The organism is Nonomuraea pusilla, from assembly GCF_900109355.1.
GTDB lineage: Bacteria > Actinomycetota > Actinomycetes > Streptosporangiales > Streptosporangiaceae > Nonomuraea > Nonomuraea pusilla.
Genome location: NZ_FOBF01000018.1, coordinates 120,608 through 139,765 on the forward strand (window position 1 = coordinate 120,608; position 19,158 = coordinate 139,765).

Sequence of the window (19,158 nt, forward strand, 5' to 3'; positions counted from 1 at the left end):
GCGGGCAGGGGCGGTCCCGGCGTCAGCGGATCGTGAGCCAGGGCGTCGACAGCGGACCCGCCGCGGGCAGGCCCAGCTCGGCCGAGAGCCGCGCCAGCGGCCCCCACGCGTCGAGCCGCACCCGCGCCAGCGCCGCGGTCTTGTCCTCGCTCGACTCGGGGCCCCGCAGGCGCTCCAGCGGGTGGGTCTTCGGGAAGTGGCGCACCGGCGCGTCCTCGGCGAGGCCGGCGCGCTTCCGCGCCGCGGCCAGCGCGTCCTCCAGCCCGCCCAGTTCGTCCACCAGGCCGCGTTCGCGGGCGTCCGCGCCCGTCCAGACGCGGCCCTTGGCCAGCTCGTGCGCCCGGTCCCGGTCGAGGCCGCGGCCCTGCGCGACCTTGCCCACGAAGTCGTCGTAGATGCGGTCCAGCCAGGCGTTCATCCGCTGCCACTGCTCGGGCGAGAACTCGCGCGAGGTGGAGAACATGCCCGCGTTGACGCCCTCGGCCATCAGCTCCGACGTCACGCCGATGCGCTCCAGCAGCTCGGCGAGGACCGGCTTGCCGCCGAACACGCCGATCGAACCGGTGAGCGTGCCGGGCTGGGCGAAGATGCGGTCCGCCGCCATCGAGACGAAGTAGCCGCCCGAGGCCGCCACGTCGCCCATCGACACGATGACCGGCTTCACCTTGCGGGTCAGCACGACCTCCCGCCAGATCGTGTCGGACGCCACGTACGAGCCGCCGGGGCTGTCCACGCGGAACACCACGGCCTTGACGTGATCGTCGCGCCGGGCGGCACGCAGGGCGGCGCTCACCGTGTCCGAGCCCATCGCGCCGCCGCCCCCGAGCGGGCTGCGGCCGCTGCGGCCGGTCCTGATCTGGCCGATGCCGTGGACCAGCGCGATGCCGGGCGCCGTGGGCTGCGGCAGCCTGCGCAGGTTCGCGGCCTTGGCGTACCTGGCGACGTACTGCAGGTGGGCGTCGGCGCCCGCGGCCCGCTTGACCTCGTCGTACACCTCGTCGCGGTAGGCGAGCCCGTCCACCAGGCCGGCCTCCTGCGCCTCAGCGCCGATGAAAGGCCCCCTGTCGATCAGCTCGCGCACCTTGCCGGGGTCGAGCCTGCGGCCCTCGGCGATGCCGGCGACCAGCTCGTCCACGACCGACTCCAGGATGCGGCCGGTCGACTCGCGGTGCGGCTCGGTCATGTGGTCGTGGGTGAAGGTGTTGGGCGCGGTCTTGTACTCGTGCCGCTGGCCCATGGCGACCCCGACGCCGAGCTTGGTCAGCGCGCCCTTGAGGAAGCGCTGCTCCAGCGCCACGCCGGTGAGGCCGACGTCGCCGCTCGGCTGGAGGTAGACCCGTTCGAACGCGCTGGCCAGGTAGTACGGGACGGTGCCGCTGGCGAACTCGCCGAACGTCTCGCCGAAGGCCACGGTCAGCTTGCCGGAGGCGCGGAACCTGGTGACGGCCTCGCGCAGCTCCTGCACCATGGCCAGCCCGATCGGGTTGCTCCCGATCTTGACGACGAGCGCCTTCACCCTGGAGTCGGTGCGCGCCCGCCTGAGACCCCCGAGGACGTCCGACAGGCGGGGCTTGCGGATGGACAGCACGGCGGTGAGGGGGTCCGTGGGCGGGCCCTCGGTCAGCCCCTCGGTCAGATCGAGTTCGAGCACCAGCGGGGCGGTGCGCCGCTGGCGCAGCTTGTCAACGGTTTCGAAGATCGCTTTGCCTGCGTCCATAGATGCCACCCTAAGCGACAGATCTCGACATATGCGGTGAAGTTGGCAAGACGTGGAGCCGGGGTCCACGCCCGCCCGCCCCGCACCGTCACCCGCGTCCGCCGGCCGCGACCCCCGACCGCCCCGCCTCGCGTCTCACCTGCGTGGATCGGCCGCCACCCCCACCGTGGCGGCGCCCACGTCGATCCGCGGCGTCGTCACCGTCGCGCCTCCCGACGGGTAGGAGACCGGCCTGCCCGTGCTCTGCAGCCTGCGCAGGCTCTGCAGCACCGTGTTCCGCGGGAACCGCTGCCTCATCAGCGCGAACGATCCCGCGACGTGCGGCGCCGCCATCGACGTGCCGCTCAGCTCCCGGTACGTGTCGTCGGGCACCGACGAGTCGATCGCCACGCCCGGCGCGAACACGTCCACCAGCTTGCCCCTGTTGGTGAACGAGGCGAGCCGGTCGCGGTCGTCCGTCGCCCCCACCGCGATCGCGGAGGAGATGCACGCGGGCGCCGAGACGCCGTCGGTGAAGCCGCTGTTGCCCGCCGCCACGACCGGCGCCACCCCCAGCGCGAGCAGGGCGTCGAAGTCCGGCTTGAGCGAGGCCGCGCCCGGCTGGCCGTCGCAGTGCTCCTTGAACGGGCCCCCGCCGCCCAGACTCATGTTCGCCGCGGCGACCCGGTACGTCGCGGCCACCTTGGCGACGTACTCGAGCGCCAGCTTCTGGTCGGAGGTGTAGCTCAGGAAGCAGGGCGCCGAGACGCCCATGCCGCCGCAGACCGTGCCGCTGTCGATCCGGCTGAACACCTGGATGGGCAGGATGCCGGCCGCGGGCGCCACCCCGTCGGACGGCGCCCCCGCCGTCAGCCTGCCCGCCGCGATGCCGGCGACGTGCGTGCCGTGGAAGCAGGCGTTGGAGCCGCCGGCCACGCACTGCGCGGTCTCCGCGTCGGCCGCGCCCGGCCCCGTCTGGCTGGGCTGCCCGTTCGGGCACAGCGACACCGAGCCGTCACCGGCGTACGAGGAGGAGAAGCAGGCCTCGTCCACGATCCTGCCGCGGAAGAACGGGTGGTCGCGGTCGATGCCGGTGTCGAGCACCGCGATCGTCGTGGCGACGCCGGTGACACCGGCGCGGTTGGCGCGGTCCGATCCGATGATCTTCGTGCTCGCGTCCAGGGCCGGGGCGCGCAGCTCGTCCTCGTAGACGGCCTTGACCCGGTCGTCCCTCATCAGCCGGCGCAGCGTGCGGCCGTCGAGCTCGGCGACGAAGAAGTGCGGCGACTGCGCCGCCTCCAGGATGCGCGCGCCCTTCGAGCCCTGCTCCAGGTCGGCGGCGACGTCCTGCGGGCGGTGGCCCGGCCTGACCTCCACGATGGACCTGACCCGGGTGCGCTCCCGCACCTCCGCCGCGAGAGCGGGGCTCACGGCCGGGCCGCCGTCGCCCGCGCCCGGGGTGTCGCGGGCGTCGGCGCCGAGCGCGGCAGGCGCGGCGAGCGTGGCCGAGATCGCGGCCACGGCCAGGGCGCAGGCCAGCAGTGGTCTCACGGGTTCCTCCGAGGGTGTCAGACGTCCTTCCCGCATACCTCTCCAGCCGGGACTGGAGTGATGTGGGAGGCGCCCGCAACCGGAGGGAACGGTGGGAGCTTCTTTGCCGGTGCCAGGCGGGGGCCGCGTCCGGCCCCCGCCCGCGGCCCGTGTCAGCGGGTGAGGGTCTTGGCGGCGCGCCTGAGCGCGGCGCTCGACGCCTTGCCGCTCAGCCGCACCTTCTCCGCCGCCTTCAGCGCCGTCGTGGCGTTCGCGCCGCCGTGCGCCCAGTTCAGCCAGCCCGTGAGCAGCGCCGCGTCGAGCTTCGCCTTGGCCGTCCCCGAGCTCTTCAGCACCCGGTAGGCCTTGCCCAGCGACGACGCCTTCGTCGTCTCGGGGAACACCTTGCTGGCCTTCTGGATCAGCTTCAGGTAGCAGACGAGCGTGGCGTCGGCGATCGTGCCGCTGCTGCGGTGGACCTCCACCGCCCACTGCCTGGCGCTCATCCTGCCGCCCGCCGTGCCCCGCGTGCACACCCCCGCCGAGGAGGACGGCGACGGGGTCGGCGTGACCGTCACCGTCACCGTGACCGTCGGCAGCGGCACGGGCGACGACGTGGCCGTCGAGGTCGGCGCCGGGTCCGGGTCCCCGGTGTCCCGCCCGTCGTCGGTCGGCCCCGGCGCGGGGGCGCCGCCGTCGGACGGGTCGTCGGGCGAGGCGTCATCCGTCGGCCAGGGCTCCGGGACCACCGGCGTCTGCGTGACCGGCGGCTGCGTGGCCGCGCCCGCCAGCGCCGCCGCCAGGTCGAGCCGCGGCGTCGTGACCTGCGCGCCGTTCGCCTGGTAGACGTACGGGCGGCCCGACGCCTTCAGCTTCTCGACCAGCTCAGCCATGGGCGTGTCGGGCGAGGCCGCCTTCATCAGCGCCAGCGCGCCCGCGACGTGCGGCGCGGCCATCGAGGTGCCGCTGTGCACCGCCATCTGGTTGTCGGGCACCGACGACTCGACGTCCACGCCCGGCGCGAACAGGTCCACGAGCGCGCCCCGGTTGGAGAAGTCCGCCATGGCGTCGGCGTCGTCGCTCGCGCCCACCGCCACGGCCGTGGACACGCAGGCCGGGTACGAGGCGCCCTCGAAGTACTCGTTGCCCGCGGCCACCACGGTGGCCACACCCTTCGCCAGGAGCGCGTCGATCTTCTGCTTGAAGACCGCGCCGTCCTCGCCCGTGTCGCACGCCGTCTCCGACAGCTCGCCGCCGAGGCTCAGGTTCACCGCGGCGACCGGCTGGGTGAGCGTCGCCACCCAGTCCATGGCCTGCCGCAGCGACGACTCGAAGGCCAGCAGGCAGGACGGCTCGCCGCACACGTCCTCGTCGTCCACGCGGCTGAACACCTGCACCGCCACGATGCCCGCCCCCGGGGCGACGCCGCCGCCGCCCGCCGCGATCCCCGCGACGTGCGTGCCGTGCTCGCACAGGTTCACCCCGTCGGCCAGGCACGCGGCCGTCGCCGCGTCCGCCGCGCCCGCGCCGGTCTGCTGCGGCTGCCCGTTCGGGCACAGCGACCTGACGCCCTGCTCGGCGTTGGAGAAGCAGGCCTCGGCGACGATCCTGTTCCCGAAGTACGGGTGGTCGCGGTCGATGCCGGTGTCGAGGACGGCGACCGCCTGGCCCGCCCCGGTGAAGCCCTTGGCGTGCGCCTGGTCGGCGCCGATCAGCTTCAGGTTGCCGCCGACGGCCGTGGGGGTGAACGTCCTGTCGCGGTGGATGGAGGTGACGCGCGGGTCCTCGGCCAGGGCGGCCAGCTCCTCGGCGGTGCCCTCGACCACCATGAACGGCTGCTCCTGCGTCCGCGGCTGGAGCACCACGTCGACGCTCTCGCGTGCCGCCTGCGCGGCCACCGGGGCGTCCTGGGCCGGGTCGGCCAGCTCGACGATGGCCCGGACGGTGCCGCCGTCCACGCCCAGCCCTTCCTCGACCTTGTCCTCGGGCGCCGGAGGGGCGCTGTCGGAGGGGGCGGCCTCGCTGGGCTCGCTCGGGGGCGCGTCGCTGGCCGGCGGCTCGGCGGTGGGCGGCTCGGTGGTGGGCGGCCCGGTGGGCTCCGTGGCCGGGTCCGTGGCGGGGTCCGTAGGCAGGGCCGTGGGAGGGGGCGGCGCCGTGGCCTGGGCGGCCGGGGCCGGGGTGGGGACCTGGTCGTCGGCGTACGCGGGGGTGGCCGCGGGCAGCAGGGCCAGCACGATCGAGCACACGATCAGGGGGCGAAGTCGCACGGGTCCTCCGAGGTGATGATCTCGGAGTTTATGGTGATTTGCCGGGCTGGCACAGAGCCAAAGCCCGTTCTCACCGAACTTTCAGCGTCCCTCCAGCCGCCATCCACCTCACCGTGGGCAAGCGCCGCTACGCGCAGGGGAGGGCCCACCGGGGGAAAGTCCCACCGGAGGAAAGGCCCAGCGGAGGAAAGGCCCAGCGAAGGGAAGGCCCAGCGGAGGGAGGGCGGCTTCGGACAGGGCGCTCACCCCGCGCGCTCACCCACGGCGCTCACGCCGCGCGCTCACGCCGCGCGCTCACGCCGCGCGCTCACCCCGGGCGCTCACCCCGGCAGGGGCCGAGCGCCCTCAGGGCGTTCGGGGGCGGTCGCTGAGGGCGCTGGGTTCAGGCCGGTTCGTTCGTGCGGGTGCCTGAGGCGTCGTCGCCTGTGGTCGTCGGCCCAGTCTCAGGGGCTTCCTTCCTCAGCCAGACCGCGCCCAGCGGCGGCACGCGCAGGGTCGTCGAGTACGGCAGCCCGTGGCACGGCGTCTCCGCCGCCACCACCTCGCCGAGGTTCCCCACGCCGCTGCCCCAGTAGTCGTACGCGTCCGTGTTGACCACCTCGGCCCAGGTCCCCTCGTACGGCAGGCCGAGCCGGTAGTTCTCGTGCGGCGCCCCGCTGAAGTTGACCACGCACGCGAGCGCCGACCCGTCGGAGGCGTACCGGACGAACGAGAACGTGTTGCCGGAGGCGTCGTCCGCGTCGATCCAGCGGAAGCCGTCGGGCGTGCAGTCCTGCTCCCACAAGGCGGGCGTCTCCTTGTAGAGCCGGTTCAGGTCGCGTACCAGCCGCTGCACGCCCTGGTGCCCGTCGAACTCCAGCACCCACCAGTCGAGCCCGCGCTCCTCCGACCACTCGGAGCCCTGGCCGAACTCGCCGCCCATGAACAGCAGCTGCTTGCCCGGGTGCGCCCACATGAACGCGAGCAGCGCCCTGAGCTGCGCGAACCGCTGCCACTCGTCGCCCGGCATCTTGCCGAGCAGCGAGCCCTTGCCGTGCACGACCTCGTCGTGCGACAGCGGGAGCACGTAGTTCTCGGAGTACGCGTAGATCAGCGAGAACGTCATCTGGTGGTGGTGGTACTGCCGGAAGATCGGCTCGTGCCGCAGGTACTCCAGCGTGTCGTGCATCCACCCCATGTTCCACTTGAAGCCGAACCCGAGCCCGCCGAGGTGCACCGGACGCGACACGCCGGGCCAGGCCGTCGACTCCTCGGCCACCGTGGAGATGCCGGGGGACTCCCGGTAGCAGACGGCGTTCATCTCCTTGAGGAACTCGACGGCGTCCAGGTTCTCCCTGCCGCCGTAGACGTTGGGCGTCCACTCGCCCTCGCGCCGCGAGTAGTCGAGGTAGAGCATCGAGGCCACGGCGTCCACGCGCAGGCCGTCGATGTGGTACTCCTTCAGCCAGAACAGCGCGTTGGCCACCAGGAAGTTGCGCACCTCGCGGCGGCCGAAGTCGAAGACGTAGGTCCCCCAGTCGGGGTGCTGGCCCCTGGCCGGGTCGGCGTGCTCGTACAGGGGGGTGCCGTCGAAGCGGGCGAGCGCCCATTCGTCCATGGGGAAGTGGGCGGGCACCCAGTCGAGCAGCACGCCGATGCCGCGCTGGTGCATCCGGTCCACGAAGTGGCGGAACTCGTCGGGGGTGCCGAAGCGCGCGGTCGGCGCGTAGTAGGACGTCACCTGGTAGCCCCACGACCCGCCGAAGGGGTGCTCGGCCACCGGCATCAGTTCGACGTGGGTGAAGCCCATGTCGGCGGCGTACTCGGAGAGCTGCTCGGCCAGCTCCAGGTACGACAGCCCGGGGCGCCACGACCCGAGGTGCACCTCGTACACGCTCATCGGCCCGGCCTGGGCCTGCCGTCCCGCGCGGCGCTCCATCCAGGCGTCGTCCTGCCAGGTGTACGCCGACTCCTCGATGACGGAGGCGGTCATCGGCGGGACCTCGGTGCGCCTGGCCATGGGGTCGGCCTTGTCGCGCCACACGCCGTCGGCGCCGAGCACCTGGTACTTGTACCGCTCGCCCGCGCCGATGCCCGGGACGAACAGCTCCCACACGCCGGACCGGCCGAGCGAGCGCATGGGGTGGGCCACGCCGTCCCAGTGGTTGAAGTCGCCGGCGACCCTGATGCCGCGCGCGTTGGGCGCCCAGACGGCGAACGCGGTGCCGCGGACGTCCTGGTGCGTCAGCACGCGGGCGCCGAGCGCCTCCCACAGCCGTTCGTGCCGGCCTTCGCCGATGAGGTGCAGGTCCACCTCGCCCAGGGTGGGCCAGAACCGGTAGGGGTCCTTCGTCTCGTACGGCTCGGCCCCCGCGTACCTGACGCGCAGCGTGTAGTCGGGCACCTTGTCGAGACCGGGGACGGTGACCTCGAACACCCCGTGCGCCTGGTGTCTCATGTCGTGGACGGACCCGTCGTCCAGCACCACCTGCACCCGCTCCGCCAGGGGGCGCAGGGCACGGAAGGTCATCCCGCCCGCCGCGGGATGCGCGCCCAGCACCGAGTGCGGGTCGTGGTGTGCTCCGCCCGCGAGGCGGTCGAGCTCTGTCCTCATCGGCATGCTCCCAACCCTGCCCTATGACGACCGTCCAACCCAGGCACTGCCCGCTTTCACCGCGACAATCACCGAAAGTGCGGAATCAGCCCCTCAATAACACCGACGAGCGGTATTTGTCCGACTTCGTACAGGGGGCGGCCGGAGGGGGTTCCCAACCCGGCCGAAATTCGTTATAACAACCTAACGACCTGATGACTCAGGAGGCCCCCCAATGAAGACGACGCAAGTGCTCGCGCTCGGCGCGGCCGTGATGGTGGTGGCGGCGGGCTGCGGCGGTGGAGGCACGGACCGGCCCGCCGCGACGAAGATCTCTTTCCTCACCCACTGGGGCCCTGACCAGGTCAAGGCCCTCGAAGCCGCCGCCACGGCGTTCGAGAAGCAGAACCCCGGCACCACCGTGGACATCCGGGCCGTGCCGTTCGGGAACCTGCTCACCACCCTGCGCACCCAGGGCGCGAGCCCCAATGGCCCGACCATCGCCGGCATCTACGACCTGTGGCTGCCCGAGCTCGTACGCGACGGCCTCGCCGCGTCGATGCCCGCCGACGCCGCCGCCGAGCTGGCCGCGAGCTGGCCGAAGAACCTTGTCGAGGGCGTGACCAAGCAGGGCGCCCCCCGCGGCTACCCCAACGAGGTCGACCTCTACGCCCTGAACTACAACAAGAAGCTCTTCCAGCAGGCCGGCATCGCCCAGCCGCCCAGGACGTGGGCCGAGCTGGAGGACGCCGCCGCCAAGCTGACAGGGAACGGCACCCAGGGCTTCGGCGTCATCACGAGCTGGCCCGCGGGCGCCGTCCACCCCTGGCTGTCGCTCGTCACCTCCAACGGCGGCGCGCTCATCGACGGCACCACCCCCAAGCTGGACGACCCCAGGACGGTCGCCGCGACCCAGCTGTACGCGCGCCTGATCGCCAAGGGCTCGACCAAGCCCGAGATGAGCAACGCCAACGCCAACACCACCGGCCCCTACCTCGACAACTTCGTCAACGGCAGGACCGGCATGATCATCATGGCGAACTGGTGGCAGAGCGCGCTCAAGGACGCCATGGGCGACCGCTACCAGGACGTCGGCGTCGCCCCCGTCCCCGTCGGGCCCGACGGCACGAAGAGCGCCCCCGTCTCCTACTCCTGGCTCACCGTCGTCAACGGCAAGGCCGACCAGGCCAGGCAGCAGGCCGCCTGGAAGTTCCTCACCTACCTCAACGGCGGGAGCAGCGGCAGGAACGGCTCGTCCGCGATGGGCGACATCCTCACCTCCATGGGCATCCTGCCCAGCAGGACCGGCGACCTGGAGGCGCACAAGGCCGAGCTGTCCGACCCGTTCCTGTCGGTCTATGTGCGGGAACTGCCCAACGCCGTGCCGTTCCCCTCCGTGCCGGGCGGCGAGGCCATGAGCCAGACCGTGCAGAAGCACCTGGAGAACGTGATCTTCGGCAAGGAGACCCCCGAGGCCGCGATGAGCGCGGCCCAGAAGGAGATCCCGGGCGTCCTGCAGAAAGCGGGAACGTGAGGCGCTCCGCCGCGGTGGCGTTCCTGTCGCCCGCCATGCTCGTGATCGGCCTGTTCACCGTCGTGCCGATCGCGCTGACCTTCTGGATCAGCCTGCACGAGTGGTCGATGTACACCCCGCTGGGCGACATGGCCTGGCGGGGGTTCGGGAACTACGCCGACCTCGCCGCCGACGACGGCTTCTCCACCGCGCTCGGCAACACCGCGCTCTACGTGGCGCTCGTCGTGGTGGTGACGCTGCCGCTGTCCGTGGCGCTCGGCATGCTGCTCTACTTCCCGAAGGCCGCGGGCAAGGGCGTGGCGCGGGCCGTGCTGTTCTCCACGTACGTCGTCCCGACCGTCGCCATCGCGATCGTGTGGGGTGGGCTCTACGCCCCCTCGTACGGGCCGCTGTCGGTGCTCTTCGGCGGCGCCACCTGGCTCAGCGCGCCCGGCACGGCGCTGGTCTCCCTGGTGATCTTCCACGTCTGGCAGATGACCGGCTACTACACCGTGCTCGTCATCGCCGGGCTCACCCAGATCCCCGGAGACCTGTACGAGGCGGCCCGCATCGACGGCGCCGGCTTCTGGCGGCAGACCGCGCACGTCACGCTGCCGCTGCTGCGCCGCACCACCGTGTTCATCGGCCTGGTGTCGATCATCAACGCGATCCAGGTGTTCGACCCCGTCTACATCCTCACCCAGGGCGGCCCCGCGGAGAGCACCGCCGTGCTCTCGTTCGCGATCCAGCGCTCCGCCTTCCAGCACGGCCTGGCCGGGCAGGCGAGTGCGATGGCGTTCACCCTGCTGGTGCTGCTGGTCGCGCTCGGCGGCGTGTTCCTCGCCGCGGTCAGGAGACGTTCATGAGGCGTGCCGCCGCCCGTGCCGCCGGCACGGCCGCGATCGCGCTGGTCATGGTGCCCGCGCTCTTCCCGCTGTACTGGATGGTGATCTCCAGCCTCAAGGGGCCGCAGGAGCTCCAGACCATCCCGCCGACCTGGTGGCCGCGCTCGCCGTCGCTCTCGGCGTTCACCGAGGTGTTCGACGCCGTGCCGTTCGGCGCCGCGTTCGTCAACAGCCTGCTGCTGGCCGGGCTCGCGACCGCGTCGGTGCTGGTCACCAGCGTGCTCGCCGGCTACGTGTTCGCCAAGTGCCGCTTCAGGGGGCGCGAGGCGCTCTTCTGGGGCGTGGTCGCCACCATGTTCCTGCCGCCCGTCGTCACGCTGGTGCCGCTGTACTGGATGGTCTCGTCGCTCGGGCTCGCCGACACCTACCTCGGGGTGCTGCTGCCGTGGCTGGCGAACCCGTTCGGCGTCTTCCTGATGCGGCAGTTCGTCGCCGACGTCCCTGACGAGCTGCTGGACGCCGCCCGCATCGACGGCGCGGGCGAGCTGCGGATCGTGTGGCGCGTCGTCACGCCGCTGCTGAAGCCCGCCGTGGTCAGCCTGGCGATCTTCTCGTTCGTCTTCTACTGGAACAGCTTCATCTGGCCGCTGTCGATCCTCCAGGACGACGCCAAGTTCCCCGTCGTGCTGGCGCTGTCGCAGCTGCTCAGCTACAGCACCTCCGTGCAGTACCAGAACGTCGTCATGGCCGGGGCGCTCATCGCCTCCCTGCCCACGATCGCGGTGTTCCTGGTGGCCCAGCGGGTGTTCGTGGCCTCGCTGTCGCGTACCGGGGTGAAGGGGTGAGCCGGGGATGAGACACGTCGGCGTGGACGTCGGGGGCACGTCGGTCCGCGTGCTGCACGAGCAGGACGGCACACGCGGCCCGGTGGCGCGCCGCGCCGTCCCCGGCTCGTACGAGGAGCTGGTCGAGCTGGTCGCGGACCTGGCCGGGCCGGGCGCCGACGCCGTCGGGGTGGGCCTGCCGGGCACGTCCGCGGACGGCGTGCCGCGCTTCGTGCCCGCCCTGCCGTGGACGCAGGGCCGCCCGCTCGCCCGCGACCTGGCGGAAGCGGTCGGCGCCCCGGTGCGGCTGGGCCTCGACGGGCACCTGACGCTGCTGGCGGAGTCCGTGGAGGGCGCGGCGAAGGGGCGGCGTTCGGCCGTGCTCGTCGCGGTCGGCACGGGCATCGGCGGCGCGCTGCTCGTGGACGGGCGCGTCTGGCGGGGCGCGCACGGCAGCGCAGGCTCCTGGGGCTGGCTCACCGCGACGGGCACCGCCGGGGCGGCGGAGTCGGCGGCGGAGGCGGCGGCGCACGGGCCGTACGAGCGGGCCGCCTCCGGCTCGGCCCTCGGCGGGCGCGGCCCCGCCCTGGTGGCCGCCGCCCGCGCGGGACGGGCGGCCCCCGAGCTGGAGGCGTACGCCGCCCGCCTGGCAGAGGGGATCGCGGCGCTGGCCAGCGCGCTCGACCCCGAGATCGTGCTGGTCGGCGGCGGCATGGCGGACGCGATGGACGTCCTCGGCCCGCTGCTCGCCCGCCACATCGCAGTGTCCGCCTCGCCCGACGGCCGGCGGGTGCCCGTCGTCCCGGCGGGCCTCGGGTCCGAGGCGGGAGTCGTGGGCGCCCTGCTCGCGGCCAGGATCGGGGAGGATTGGTGATCATGAAAGGGCTCGACCCCACGTCGGGCGTGCCGCTCTACCTGCAGGTCGAGCGTTCCCTGCGGCATCGCATCGACACAGGGGAATGGGTCGCGGGCGCGCAGCTGCCCAGCGAGGAGGAGCTCGGGAGACACTACGAGGTCAGCAGGGTGACCATCAGGCAGGCCGTCGCCAGGCTGGTGGACCGGGGGGTGCTCGTCCGCGAGCAGGGCAGGGGCACGTTCGTCCGCGACACCAGCCTCACGGCGGGCGCGCGCGGCGTCACCTCCTTCACCACCGAGCTGGCCGAACTCGGGCACGCCTCGGGGGCGAAGGTCCTGGAGCAGACGGTGGTCACCGCCGCCGAGTGCGACCTCCCTCCCGAGATGGGGCTCGGCCCCGGCGACCGGCTGCTGCGCCTGCGCAGGCTCAGGACCGACAGCGCCAGGCCGGTCGGCGTCCAGACCGCGCTGCTGCCGCTCGACCGCTTCCCCGGCCTCGACGGCCTCGGCTTCGACGACCGCTCGCTCTACACCACGCTGCGCGAGCGGTACGGGCTGGTGCCGCGCGAGGCGATCGAGACGTTCACCGTCGGCGGCGTCCTCGACGAGGACGCGCCCACCCTCGGCGTCGCGCCCGGCGCGCACGCCTTCTACGTCGAGCGCCTGACGTTCGACGCGCACGGCCCCTTCGAATACGTCCGCAGCGTCATGCGCGGCGACCGCTACCAGGTCCGTCTGGCCCTACGCAACCCCTAGGAAGTGATCATGACCTACACCCGTCTGATGATCGACCTGCTCGACCGCCTGGACCGCACCCAGGGCGAGGTGCTGGACACCGTGGCCGAGCGCTGCGCCGACGCCGTCCAGAACGGCGGCCTCATCCACCTGTACGGCAGCGGCCACTCCGTCATCCCCACCATGGACGCCTTCCCGCGCTACGGCAGCTTCGCCGGGCTGCACCCGCTGACCGACCCCCGCCTGATGTGGCACAACGTGCTCGGCCCCGGCGGCGTGCGCGAGCTGCTGTGGCTGGAGCGCACCGAGGGCTACGTGCAGCAGTACCTCGACCACGAGCCGCTGAGCGCGGGCGACGTCCTCATCGTGTACTCGCACGGCGGCCGCAACGCCGCCCCCGTCGAGGCCGCCATGTACGGCGCCAAGCGCGGCCTGTTCACGGTGGCCGTCACCTCGGTCGCCAACCTGGAGCGCCCGGCCGAGCACTCCAGCGGGCAGCGCATCGCCGAGGTGTGCGACGTGACCGTGGACACCGGCGTGCCGGTGGAGGACGCGATCGTCGCCGTGGACGGCTGGGACCGGCCCGTGGGCGGCGCCTCCACCGTGGTGGCCTGCGTGGTCAGCCACGAGATCGTCACCCGTACGGCGGCCGTCCTCGCCGGGCGGGGGGTCGTCGTGCCGACGTTCGTCTCGCCCACCGTGCCGGGGGCGACGGTGTCGTCCAACGACGAGGTCTTCGCCGACCACCGCCGCCGCCTGCACGCCGCCGAGTCGCGCACGCTGAGCTGACCCGGGCGCGGGCCGCCGCCTCGCCCCCCGGAGACGGCGGCCCGCGCAGGTGGCCTCCAGGAGGTGGCCCGGGGAGATCGCTCAGGGGGCCGGGGTGGCCGCGAGGAGGGCGTCGAGCGGCAGGCCGGCGCCCTCGGCCGCCAGGCGGGCCAGCGGCTCCGGCCCGAGCGCCGTCTCCAGGGCGGCGGTGACCCGGTCCACGTCGCCGCGCTCGCCCGCGGGGAGCGGCGCGCCCACCGACGCGCGCAACGCCCCCGCCTTGCCCAGCAGCCTGGCCGCCTGCTCCGGCGCGCCGCCGATCGACAGCGCGCCCGCCAGCCCCTCCAGCGCCAGCGCCGTCGCCCGCGGGTCGCCCACCGTGCGGGCCGCCGACAGCGCGTCGAGCTGGAGCCCGAGCGCCGCCGCCGCGTCGCCGCGCTGCTCGGCGACGAACCCCAGCTCCGCCAGGATCAGCGCCGCCCCCGGCTCGCCCGACACGTCCCTGACCCAGCCCAGCCAGGAGCGCAGCAGCCGCTCCGCCTCGTCCAGCCGGCCCTGCCGCCGCGCGCCCAGCGCCAGGCCGACCTCGGCGAACTCCTCCGCCGGACGGTTCGACTGCGCCACCGCCAGCGCCCTGGCCCGCTCGTGGTGGTCGGCGGCCCGTTCGTGGTCGCCCATCAGCAGCGCGATCCTGCCCAGGCGCGCCAGCGCGTCCGACACGGAGCTCCACATCCCCAGCTCCTCCGCCATCCGCAGCACCTCGCCCCGCAGCGCAGCGGCCCGCTCGTAGTCGCCGGTGATCTCCGCCAGCGTGGCCAGGTTCTCGGCGGCCCGCATCTCGCCCCACCGGTCGCCGAGGCGGCGGAACAGCGTCAGGCCCCGCTCGCCGTCGCGCCGCAGCGCCGCCAGGTCGCCGCGCATCGCCGCCCACCTGGCCAGGACGTTCAGCGCGGCCGCCACCCCCCAGTCGTCGCCGAGAGCGCGGAAGCCGGCCAGCGCGCTCTCCACCAGCCCGGCGCTCACCGCGAGGTCGTTGTAGCCGAACAGGGCGTACCCGAGGAACCAGCGCGCCCGCGCCCGCTCCAACGGGTCCTCCACCGCGTCCGCCGGCCCTGGATCGGCTGCCACCGGGCGGCCCGCCAGCGCCCGCATCCCCGCCAGCCACACCGCGGCCCGCGGGTCGGCGCTCACCTCCACCACCGTCTCCAGCGCCCGCTGCCCCTCGCCCAGCCTGCCGCGCAGCACCCAGTACCAGGCCAGCGCGTTGCCCAGGCGCACCGCCTCGGCCGGCGCGCCGAGCCGCGCCGCCGCCTCCAGCGCGGCCCGCAGGTTCGCGCCCTCCGCGTCGAGCGCCGCCAGGTGGGCGCGCTGGTCGTGGCCGCGCAGGTGCGGCTCCGCGCGTTCGGCCAGCTCCGCGTAGTGCCGCGCGTGCCGCAGCCGCACGCGGTCCAGCTCGCCCGCCTCGGCCAGCCGTTCCAGCCCGTACGCCGCCACCGACTCCAGCAGCCGGTACCTCGGGCCGGGCGCGCGGACCACGAGCGACCGGTCCACCAGGCCGGCCAGCGCGTCCAGCACGTCCACGCCCGGCTCCGCGCAGACCTCCTCGGCCGACTCCAGCGTGCACCCGTCCGCGTGGACGGCCAGCCGCCGCAGCACCACCCGCTCGGCGTCGGACAGCAGCTCCCAGCTCCAGTCGATCATCGACCGGAGCGTCTGCTGCCGGGCGGGCCCGCCCCTGCGGCCGGCGCCGAGCAGCCGGAACCGGTCGTCCAGGCGGTCGGCGAGCCGGTCGGCCAGCTGGCGCGGCGTCAGGGCGCGCGTCCTGGTCGCGGCCAGCTCCAGCGCCAGCGGGATGCCGTCGAGGCGGGCGCAGATCTCGCGTACCGCGTCGTCGCGCAGCGCCTCCCCGCCGAGGCCGGCGCGCGCCGCGAACAGCTCCGCCGCCGGGCCGGGCGCGAGCGGCGGCACGTTCCACGGCGTCTCGCCCTCGGCCCGCAGCGGCTCCTGGCCGGTCGCCAGCACCCGCAGCCGCGGGACCGCGCGGAGCAACCGGGTCACCAGCCCGGCCACCTGCTCGACGACGTGCTCGCAGTTGTCCAGGACGAGCAGCCGCTCCTCGCCCCGCAGTGCGCCCTCCAGCCGCGCGGTCACGTCGCCGGGACCCTCGTCACGCACCCCCAGCACGGCGGCGACGGCCTCCGCCACCTCCACGTCGGCGGCACCCCGCGGCACGCCCGCCAACTCCACCAGCCACACGCCCCCGGCATACGCGCCGCCGCCCGGGGCGGGCTGGGCGGGCGGGGTGGCGGCGGCGAGGGCGAGACGGGTCTTGCCGACGCCGCCGGGGCCGGTCAGGGTGACCAGGCGGTGGTCGCGAAGCAGGGCGCGCACCCGCGCCACGTCCGCCTCGCGCCCGACGAGCCCGGTCAGCGGCGCTGGCAGGTTGCCGCGGGGCCGGGCGGGCGCGTCCAGCTCGGGGTCCTGGCGCAGGATCGCCTCGTGCAGGGCGGCCAGCCCGGGGGAGGGGTCGGCGCCCAGCTCCTCGGCGAGCCGCGCGCGCAGGTCGGCGTATCCGGCGAGCGCCTCGCCCTGCCGCCCCGCCCGGTACAGGGCCCGCAGGTGCAGGCCGCGCAGGCGCTCGCGCAGCGGGTGGCGCGACACCGCCCCCGCCAGCTCGGCGGCCAGCTCCGCGTGCTCGCCCAGCGCGAGCCTGGCCTCGGCCAGGTCCTCCTCGGCGGCGAGCCGCAGCTCCTCCAGCTCCGCCACGGCCGCCCTGGCGAACCCCTCGTCGGCGAACTCCGCGTACGCGGGTCCCCGCCACAGGGTGAGCGCGCGTACCAGCAGGTCACGGCGTACGGACGGGTCGGAGGCGCGCCGGGCGGGCCCGAGGAGGGCCTCGAAGCGCCCGGCGTCCACGTCGTCGGCCGCCGCCCGCAGCACGTACCCGGGCGCCTGGTACGCCACGAGCTCCTTGTCGCCCAGCGCCGCCCGCAGCTGCGACACCTTCACCCGCAGCGCGGCGCGCGGGTCGGCGGGCGGGCGCGCGCCCCAGAGGTCGTCCACGAGCCGGTCGGCGGGCACGGGACGCCCCCGGTGCACCAGGAGGTCGGCGAGGAGCGCCCGCACCTTGGCCTCCGGCACCTGGACCGGCGTCCCGTCGGCGGCCCACACCGCCAGCGTGCCCAGCACCCCGAACCGCATCCGCCCCCCACCACCCCCGCCGTCCGTTACGTCCGAGCCGCTCCTCCCGGCCCCATAACCGGTTCGGAACCCGACCATAACCCCCCGCCGCCAGCCTGGAAGCACGCACCGTTCAACTGGAGGAATACCGATATGTCGGAGAATATTTCGATCATTGGCCTGGGCCTGATGGGCTCCGCCCTGGCAGGCGCGCTCCTGGACGCCGGGCACCGCGTCACCGTGTGGAACCGTTCGGCGGGCAAGGCCGACCCGCTGGTGGCGAGGGGCGCCGTCCGCGCCGCCACCGCCGCCGAGGCGGCCGGCGCGAGCCCCCTCGTGATCGTCTGCGTGCTCGACTACGCCGCCGCGCACCAGGCGCTCGACGGCGCCCCGCTGGACGGGCGCGTGGTGCTCAACCTGACGAACGGCAGGCCCGCGGAGGCCCGCCGCACCGCCGCCTGGGTGGAGTCGCAGGGCGGCACGTACCTGGACGGCGGCATCATGGCGGTGCCCCAGATGATCGGCCAGCCGGGCGCGCTGATCCTCTACAGCGGCTCGCGGGCCGCGTTCGAACGGCACGAGCAGGCGCTGTCGGCGCTGGCCGCGCCGCGCTTCCTCGGCGAGGAGCCGGGCCTGGCCGCGCTGCACGACCTGGCCATGCTCACCGGCATGTACGGCCAGATCGGCGGCTTCCTGCAGGCGGCGGCCCTGGTCCGGTCGGAGGGGCTGCCGGTGGCGGAGTTCACCGAGGAACTGCTGGTGCCGTGGCTCCACGCCATGGCGGCGCTGCTGCCGAGGTGGGCGGAGGAGATCGAGGCGAGAGACTACGCCACGGACGTCTCCAACCTGGAGATCAACCAGGTGGGCCTGGAGAACCTGGTGACGGCGTTCGAGGAGCAGGGCGTCAAGCCGGACCTGTTCCTGCCGATGAAGGCGATCCTCGACGCCCGGGTCGCCGGCGGCCACGGCGCGGAGGGCCTGCCCGGCCTGATCGAGGAGATCCAGCCACGCTAGCCGAACCGAAGCAGGTGTGGTGGGCTAGGTGGGGCGGGGGCGGAAGGCGGCCAGGGGGATGGGCACCCACGACGGCCGGTTGCGGGCCTCGTAGACCACCTCGTACACCGCCTTGGACAGCTCGAAGGCGTGCAGGAGCGCGGCGTCGCGCGCCGTGACGGCGCCGCCGCCCTCGATGTAGCCGTCGAGGAAGGCCATGCGGTTGCGGTCGGCCCACTCCTCGGCCCGGGGTTCCAGCTCGGCGGCCCTCGGGTTGTCGGCGAGGAGATGCCTGGCGGCGTAGTCGAACGAGCGCAGCATCCCGGCGACGTCCCTGAGGGGGGAGTACAGCGCGGTGCGCTCGGCCAGCGGCTGTCCCGGCTCCCCCTCGAAATCGAGCACGACCCACTCGGTGGGGGTCCGCATGACCTGGCCGAGGTGGTAGTCGCCGTGCACCCGCTGGACCCGCACCTCGGCGGCGAGCTGGTCCACCTTGTGGTAGGCCGCCTCCACCGCGTCGGCGTGCGGCCGCAGCGCGGGCACCTCGGTCATGGCCCGGCGCAGCCGCTGCCTGAACCCCTCGGCCATGCGTTTGACCTCGTGGCACTGGATGACGCCGGTGGGGAAGGCCTCGGCGAGCTCCTTGTGGACGCGGGCGGTGGCGACGCCGAGTCGCAGCGACTCGGCGGCGAAGTCGCCGCCCGCGTCCGCCGCGCTGATCTCGGGCATGCACGCGTACAGGTCGCGGACGCTGGCGAGGGCGAGGTCCCAGCCGTCGTTGGCGGTGCACAGGTACTCCTGCATGATCGCCAGCGTGGTGGCGGTGCCGTCGAGTTCGGTCTCGATCCACCCGTACGGCCTGGCGATGTGCGGGGCGTGCCGCTCGGCCAGCGCGGTGACGATCTCCAGTTCGGGGTTCACGCCGGGGATCAGGCGGCGGAAGAGCTTGCAGATGTAGGAGTCGCCGAAGACGAGGGAGGTGTTGGACTGCTCGGCGCCGAGCACGAGGCTCTTCGGGGTGGTGTCGATCTCGACGCCGGGGACGTGCCGCATGCGGATCCCGCCCCGGCTCTCGTCGCGCGCCATGCCGCCGAGCAGCAGGCCCATCAGGTCGGAGTCGTGGACGGCGTCGTACAGGTACGTGCCGCCGAGCGTGCCGATGAGGGCGTGGCCGAGGCGGTCGGGCAGTTCGGCCCGCTCGCCCAGCAGGATCTGGTACCGCTCGCGCGAGCCCTCCTGCCAGACCGCCGCGACCAGGTGCCTGAGGCCGGGCGCCAGTTCGACGTCCGACTCGATCGACAGTGCGTCGATCGCGCGCCCCTTGCCGCCGAACCAACGCTGGCGGCCGATCCATGCGGCAAGGAGCTCGTCGAGCACGTC

Annotated in this window: 13 protein-coding genes; 7 read left to right on the forward strand and 6 right to left on the reverse strand. The window is 73.9% G+C overall.

Annotated features, from left to right (window positions below; all coding sequences use genetic code 11):
* Positions 1–22 precede the first annotated feature (22 nt).
* From sppA to glgB, 4 genes are all read right to left on the reverse strand, one after another.
* Positions 23–1,717, reverse strand: a complete 1,695-nt coding sequence (gene sppA / locus BMX74_RS31110; protein ID WP_055505236.1) for a signal peptide peptidase SppA — start codon at positions 1,715–1,717, stop codon at positions 23–25.
* A gap of 135 nt (positions 1,718–1,852) precedes the next feature.
* The gene (locus BMX74_RS31115; RefSeq protein WP_177227572.1) at positions 1,853–3,247 is read right to left on the reverse strand and encodes a S8 family peptidase; all 1,395 of its coding nucleotides are present in this window, start codon (positions 3,245–3,247) and stop codon (positions 1,853–1,855) included.
* A 152-nt stretch (positions 3,248–3,399) separates the two neighbouring features.
* On the reverse strand, positions 3,400–5,493 hold the full coding sequence (locus BMX74_RS31120) for a S8 family peptidase (RefSeq protein WP_143078819.1): 2,094 nt from the start codon (positions 5,491–5,493) through the stop codon (positions 3,400–3,402).
* A 382-nt stretch (positions 5,494–5,875) separates the two neighbouring features.
* Entirely contained in the window at positions 5,876–8,086 is a 2,211-nt protein-coding gene (gene glgB / locus BMX74_RS31125; protein ID WP_091104173.1) for a 1,4-alpha-glucan branching protein GlgB, read from the reverse strand.
* Positions 8,087–8,300: 214 nt separating this feature from the next.
* Between glgB and BMX74_RS31130 the strand changes: the two genes are divergently transcribed.
* Genes BMX74_RS31130 through BMX74_RS31155 form a run of 6 tightly spaced genes read left to right on the forward strand, consistent with a single transcriptional unit; the run spans position 8,301 to position 13,626 of the window.
* Positions 8,301–9,599 (forward strand): ABC transporter substrate-binding protein, encoded by a 1,299-nt coding sequence (locus tag BMX74_RS31130; protein WP_091104174.1) that lies wholly within the window; start codon positions 8,301–8,303, stop codon positions 9,597–9,599.
* Complete coding sequence (locus BMX74_RS31135) at positions 9,596–10,444, forward strand: carbohydrate ABC transporter permease (protein ID WP_055505230.1); 849 nt, start codon at positions 9,596–9,598, stop codon at positions 10,442–10,444. The genes BMX74_RS31130 and BMX74_RS31135 overlap by 4 nt, the downstream gene beginning before the upstream one ends.
* The gene (locus BMX74_RS31140; protein ID WP_055505229.1) at positions 10,441–11,268 is read left to right on the forward strand and encodes a carbohydrate ABC transporter permease; all 828 of its coding nucleotides are present in this window, start codon (positions 10,441–10,443) and stop codon (positions 11,266–11,268) included. Before BMX74_RS31135 ends, BMX74_RS31140 begins: the two co-directional genes overlap by 4 nt.
* A 7-nt stretch (positions 11,269–11,275) precedes the next feature.
* Positions 11,276–12,121 (forward strand): ROK family protein, encoded by an 846-nt coding sequence (locus tag BMX74_RS31145; RefSeq protein ID WP_082535192.1) that lies wholly within the window; start codon positions 11,276–11,278, stop codon positions 12,119–12,121.
* Between the two features lie 2 nt (positions 12,122–12,123).
* The gene (locus BMX74_RS31150) at positions 12,124–12,858 is read left to right on the forward strand and encodes a GntR family transcriptional regulator (RefSeq protein ID WP_063792198.1); all 735 of its coding nucleotides are present in this window, start codon (positions 12,124–12,126) and stop codon (positions 12,856–12,858) included.
* Between the two features lie 9 nt (positions 12,859–12,867).
* Positions 12,868–13,626: a sugar isomerase domain-containing protein gene (locus BMX74_RS31155; RefSeq protein WP_091104176.1), complete on the forward strand. Its 759-nt coding sequence runs from the start codon at positions 12,868–12,870 to the stop codon at positions 13,624–13,626.
* A gap of 81 nt (positions 13,627–13,707) precedes the next feature.
* Here BMX74_RS31155 and BMX74_RS31160 read toward each other — a convergent pair whose 3' ends face one another.
* Entirely contained in the window at positions 13,708–16,806 is a 3,099-nt protein-coding gene (locus BMX74_RS31160) for an AfsR/SARP family transcriptional regulator (RefSeq protein WP_091104177.1), read from the reverse strand.
* A 132-nt stretch (positions 16,807–16,938) separates the two neighbouring features.
* On the opposite strand from BMX74_RS31160, the gene BMX74_RS31165 reads away from it, so the two are divergent.
* Positions 16,939–17,799, forward strand: a complete 861-nt coding sequence (locus BMX74_RS31165) for an NAD(P)-dependent oxidoreductase (RefSeq protein WP_055505225.1) — start codon at positions 16,939–16,941, stop codon at positions 17,797–17,799.
* Positions 17,800–17,823: 24 nt separating this feature from the next.
* On the opposite strand, the gene BMX74_RS31170 is transcribed toward BMX74_RS31165, so the two are convergent.
* Positions 17,824–19,155: a maltokinase N-terminal cap-like domain-containing protein gene (locus tag BMX74_RS31170; RefSeq protein WP_091104179.1), complete on the reverse strand. Its 1,332-nt coding sequence runs from the start codon at positions 19,153–19,155 to the stop codon at positions 17,824–17,826.
* Positions 19,156–19,158: the final 3 nt, after the last annotated feature.

Bases quoted from the DNA above. Each gene is read 5' to 3' on its own strand.
- BMX74_RS31140 (WP_055505229.1), top strand. From the start codon at position 10,441: ATGAGGCGTGCCGCCGCCCGTGCCGCCGGCACGGCCGCGATCGCGCTG.
- BMX74_RS31130 (WP_091104174.1), top strand. From the start codon at position 8,301: ATGAAGACGACGCAAGTGCTCGCGCTCGGCGCGGCCGTGATGGTGGTG.
- sppA (WP_055505236.1), bottom strand. From the start codon at position 1,717: ATGGACGCAGGCAAAGCGATCTTCGAAACCGTTGACAAGCTGCGCCAG.
- BMX74_RS31150 (WP_063792198.1), top strand. From the start codon at position 12,124: ATGAAAGGGCTCGACCCCACGTCGGGCGTGCCGCTCTACCTGCAGGTC.
- BMX74_RS31165 (WP_055505225.1), top strand. From the start codon at position 16,939: ATGTCGGAGAATATTTCGATCATTGGCCTGGGCCTGATGGGCTCCGCC.
- BMX74_RS31145 (WP_082535192.1), top strand. From the start codon at position 11,276: ATGAGACACGTCGGCGTGGACGTCGGGGGCACGTCGGTCCGCGTGCTG.
- glgB (WP_091104173.1), bottom strand. From the start codon at position 8,086: ATGAGGACAGAGCTCGACCGCCTCGCGGGCGGAGCACACCACGACCCG.
- BMX74_RS31160 (WP_091104177.1), bottom strand. From the start codon at position 16,806: ATGCGGTTCGGGGTGCTGGGCACGCTGGCGGTGTGGGCCGCCGACGGG.
- BMX74_RS31155 (WP_091104176.1), top strand. From the start codon at position 12,868: ATGACCTACACCCGTCTGATGATCGACCTGCTCGACCGCCTGGACCGC.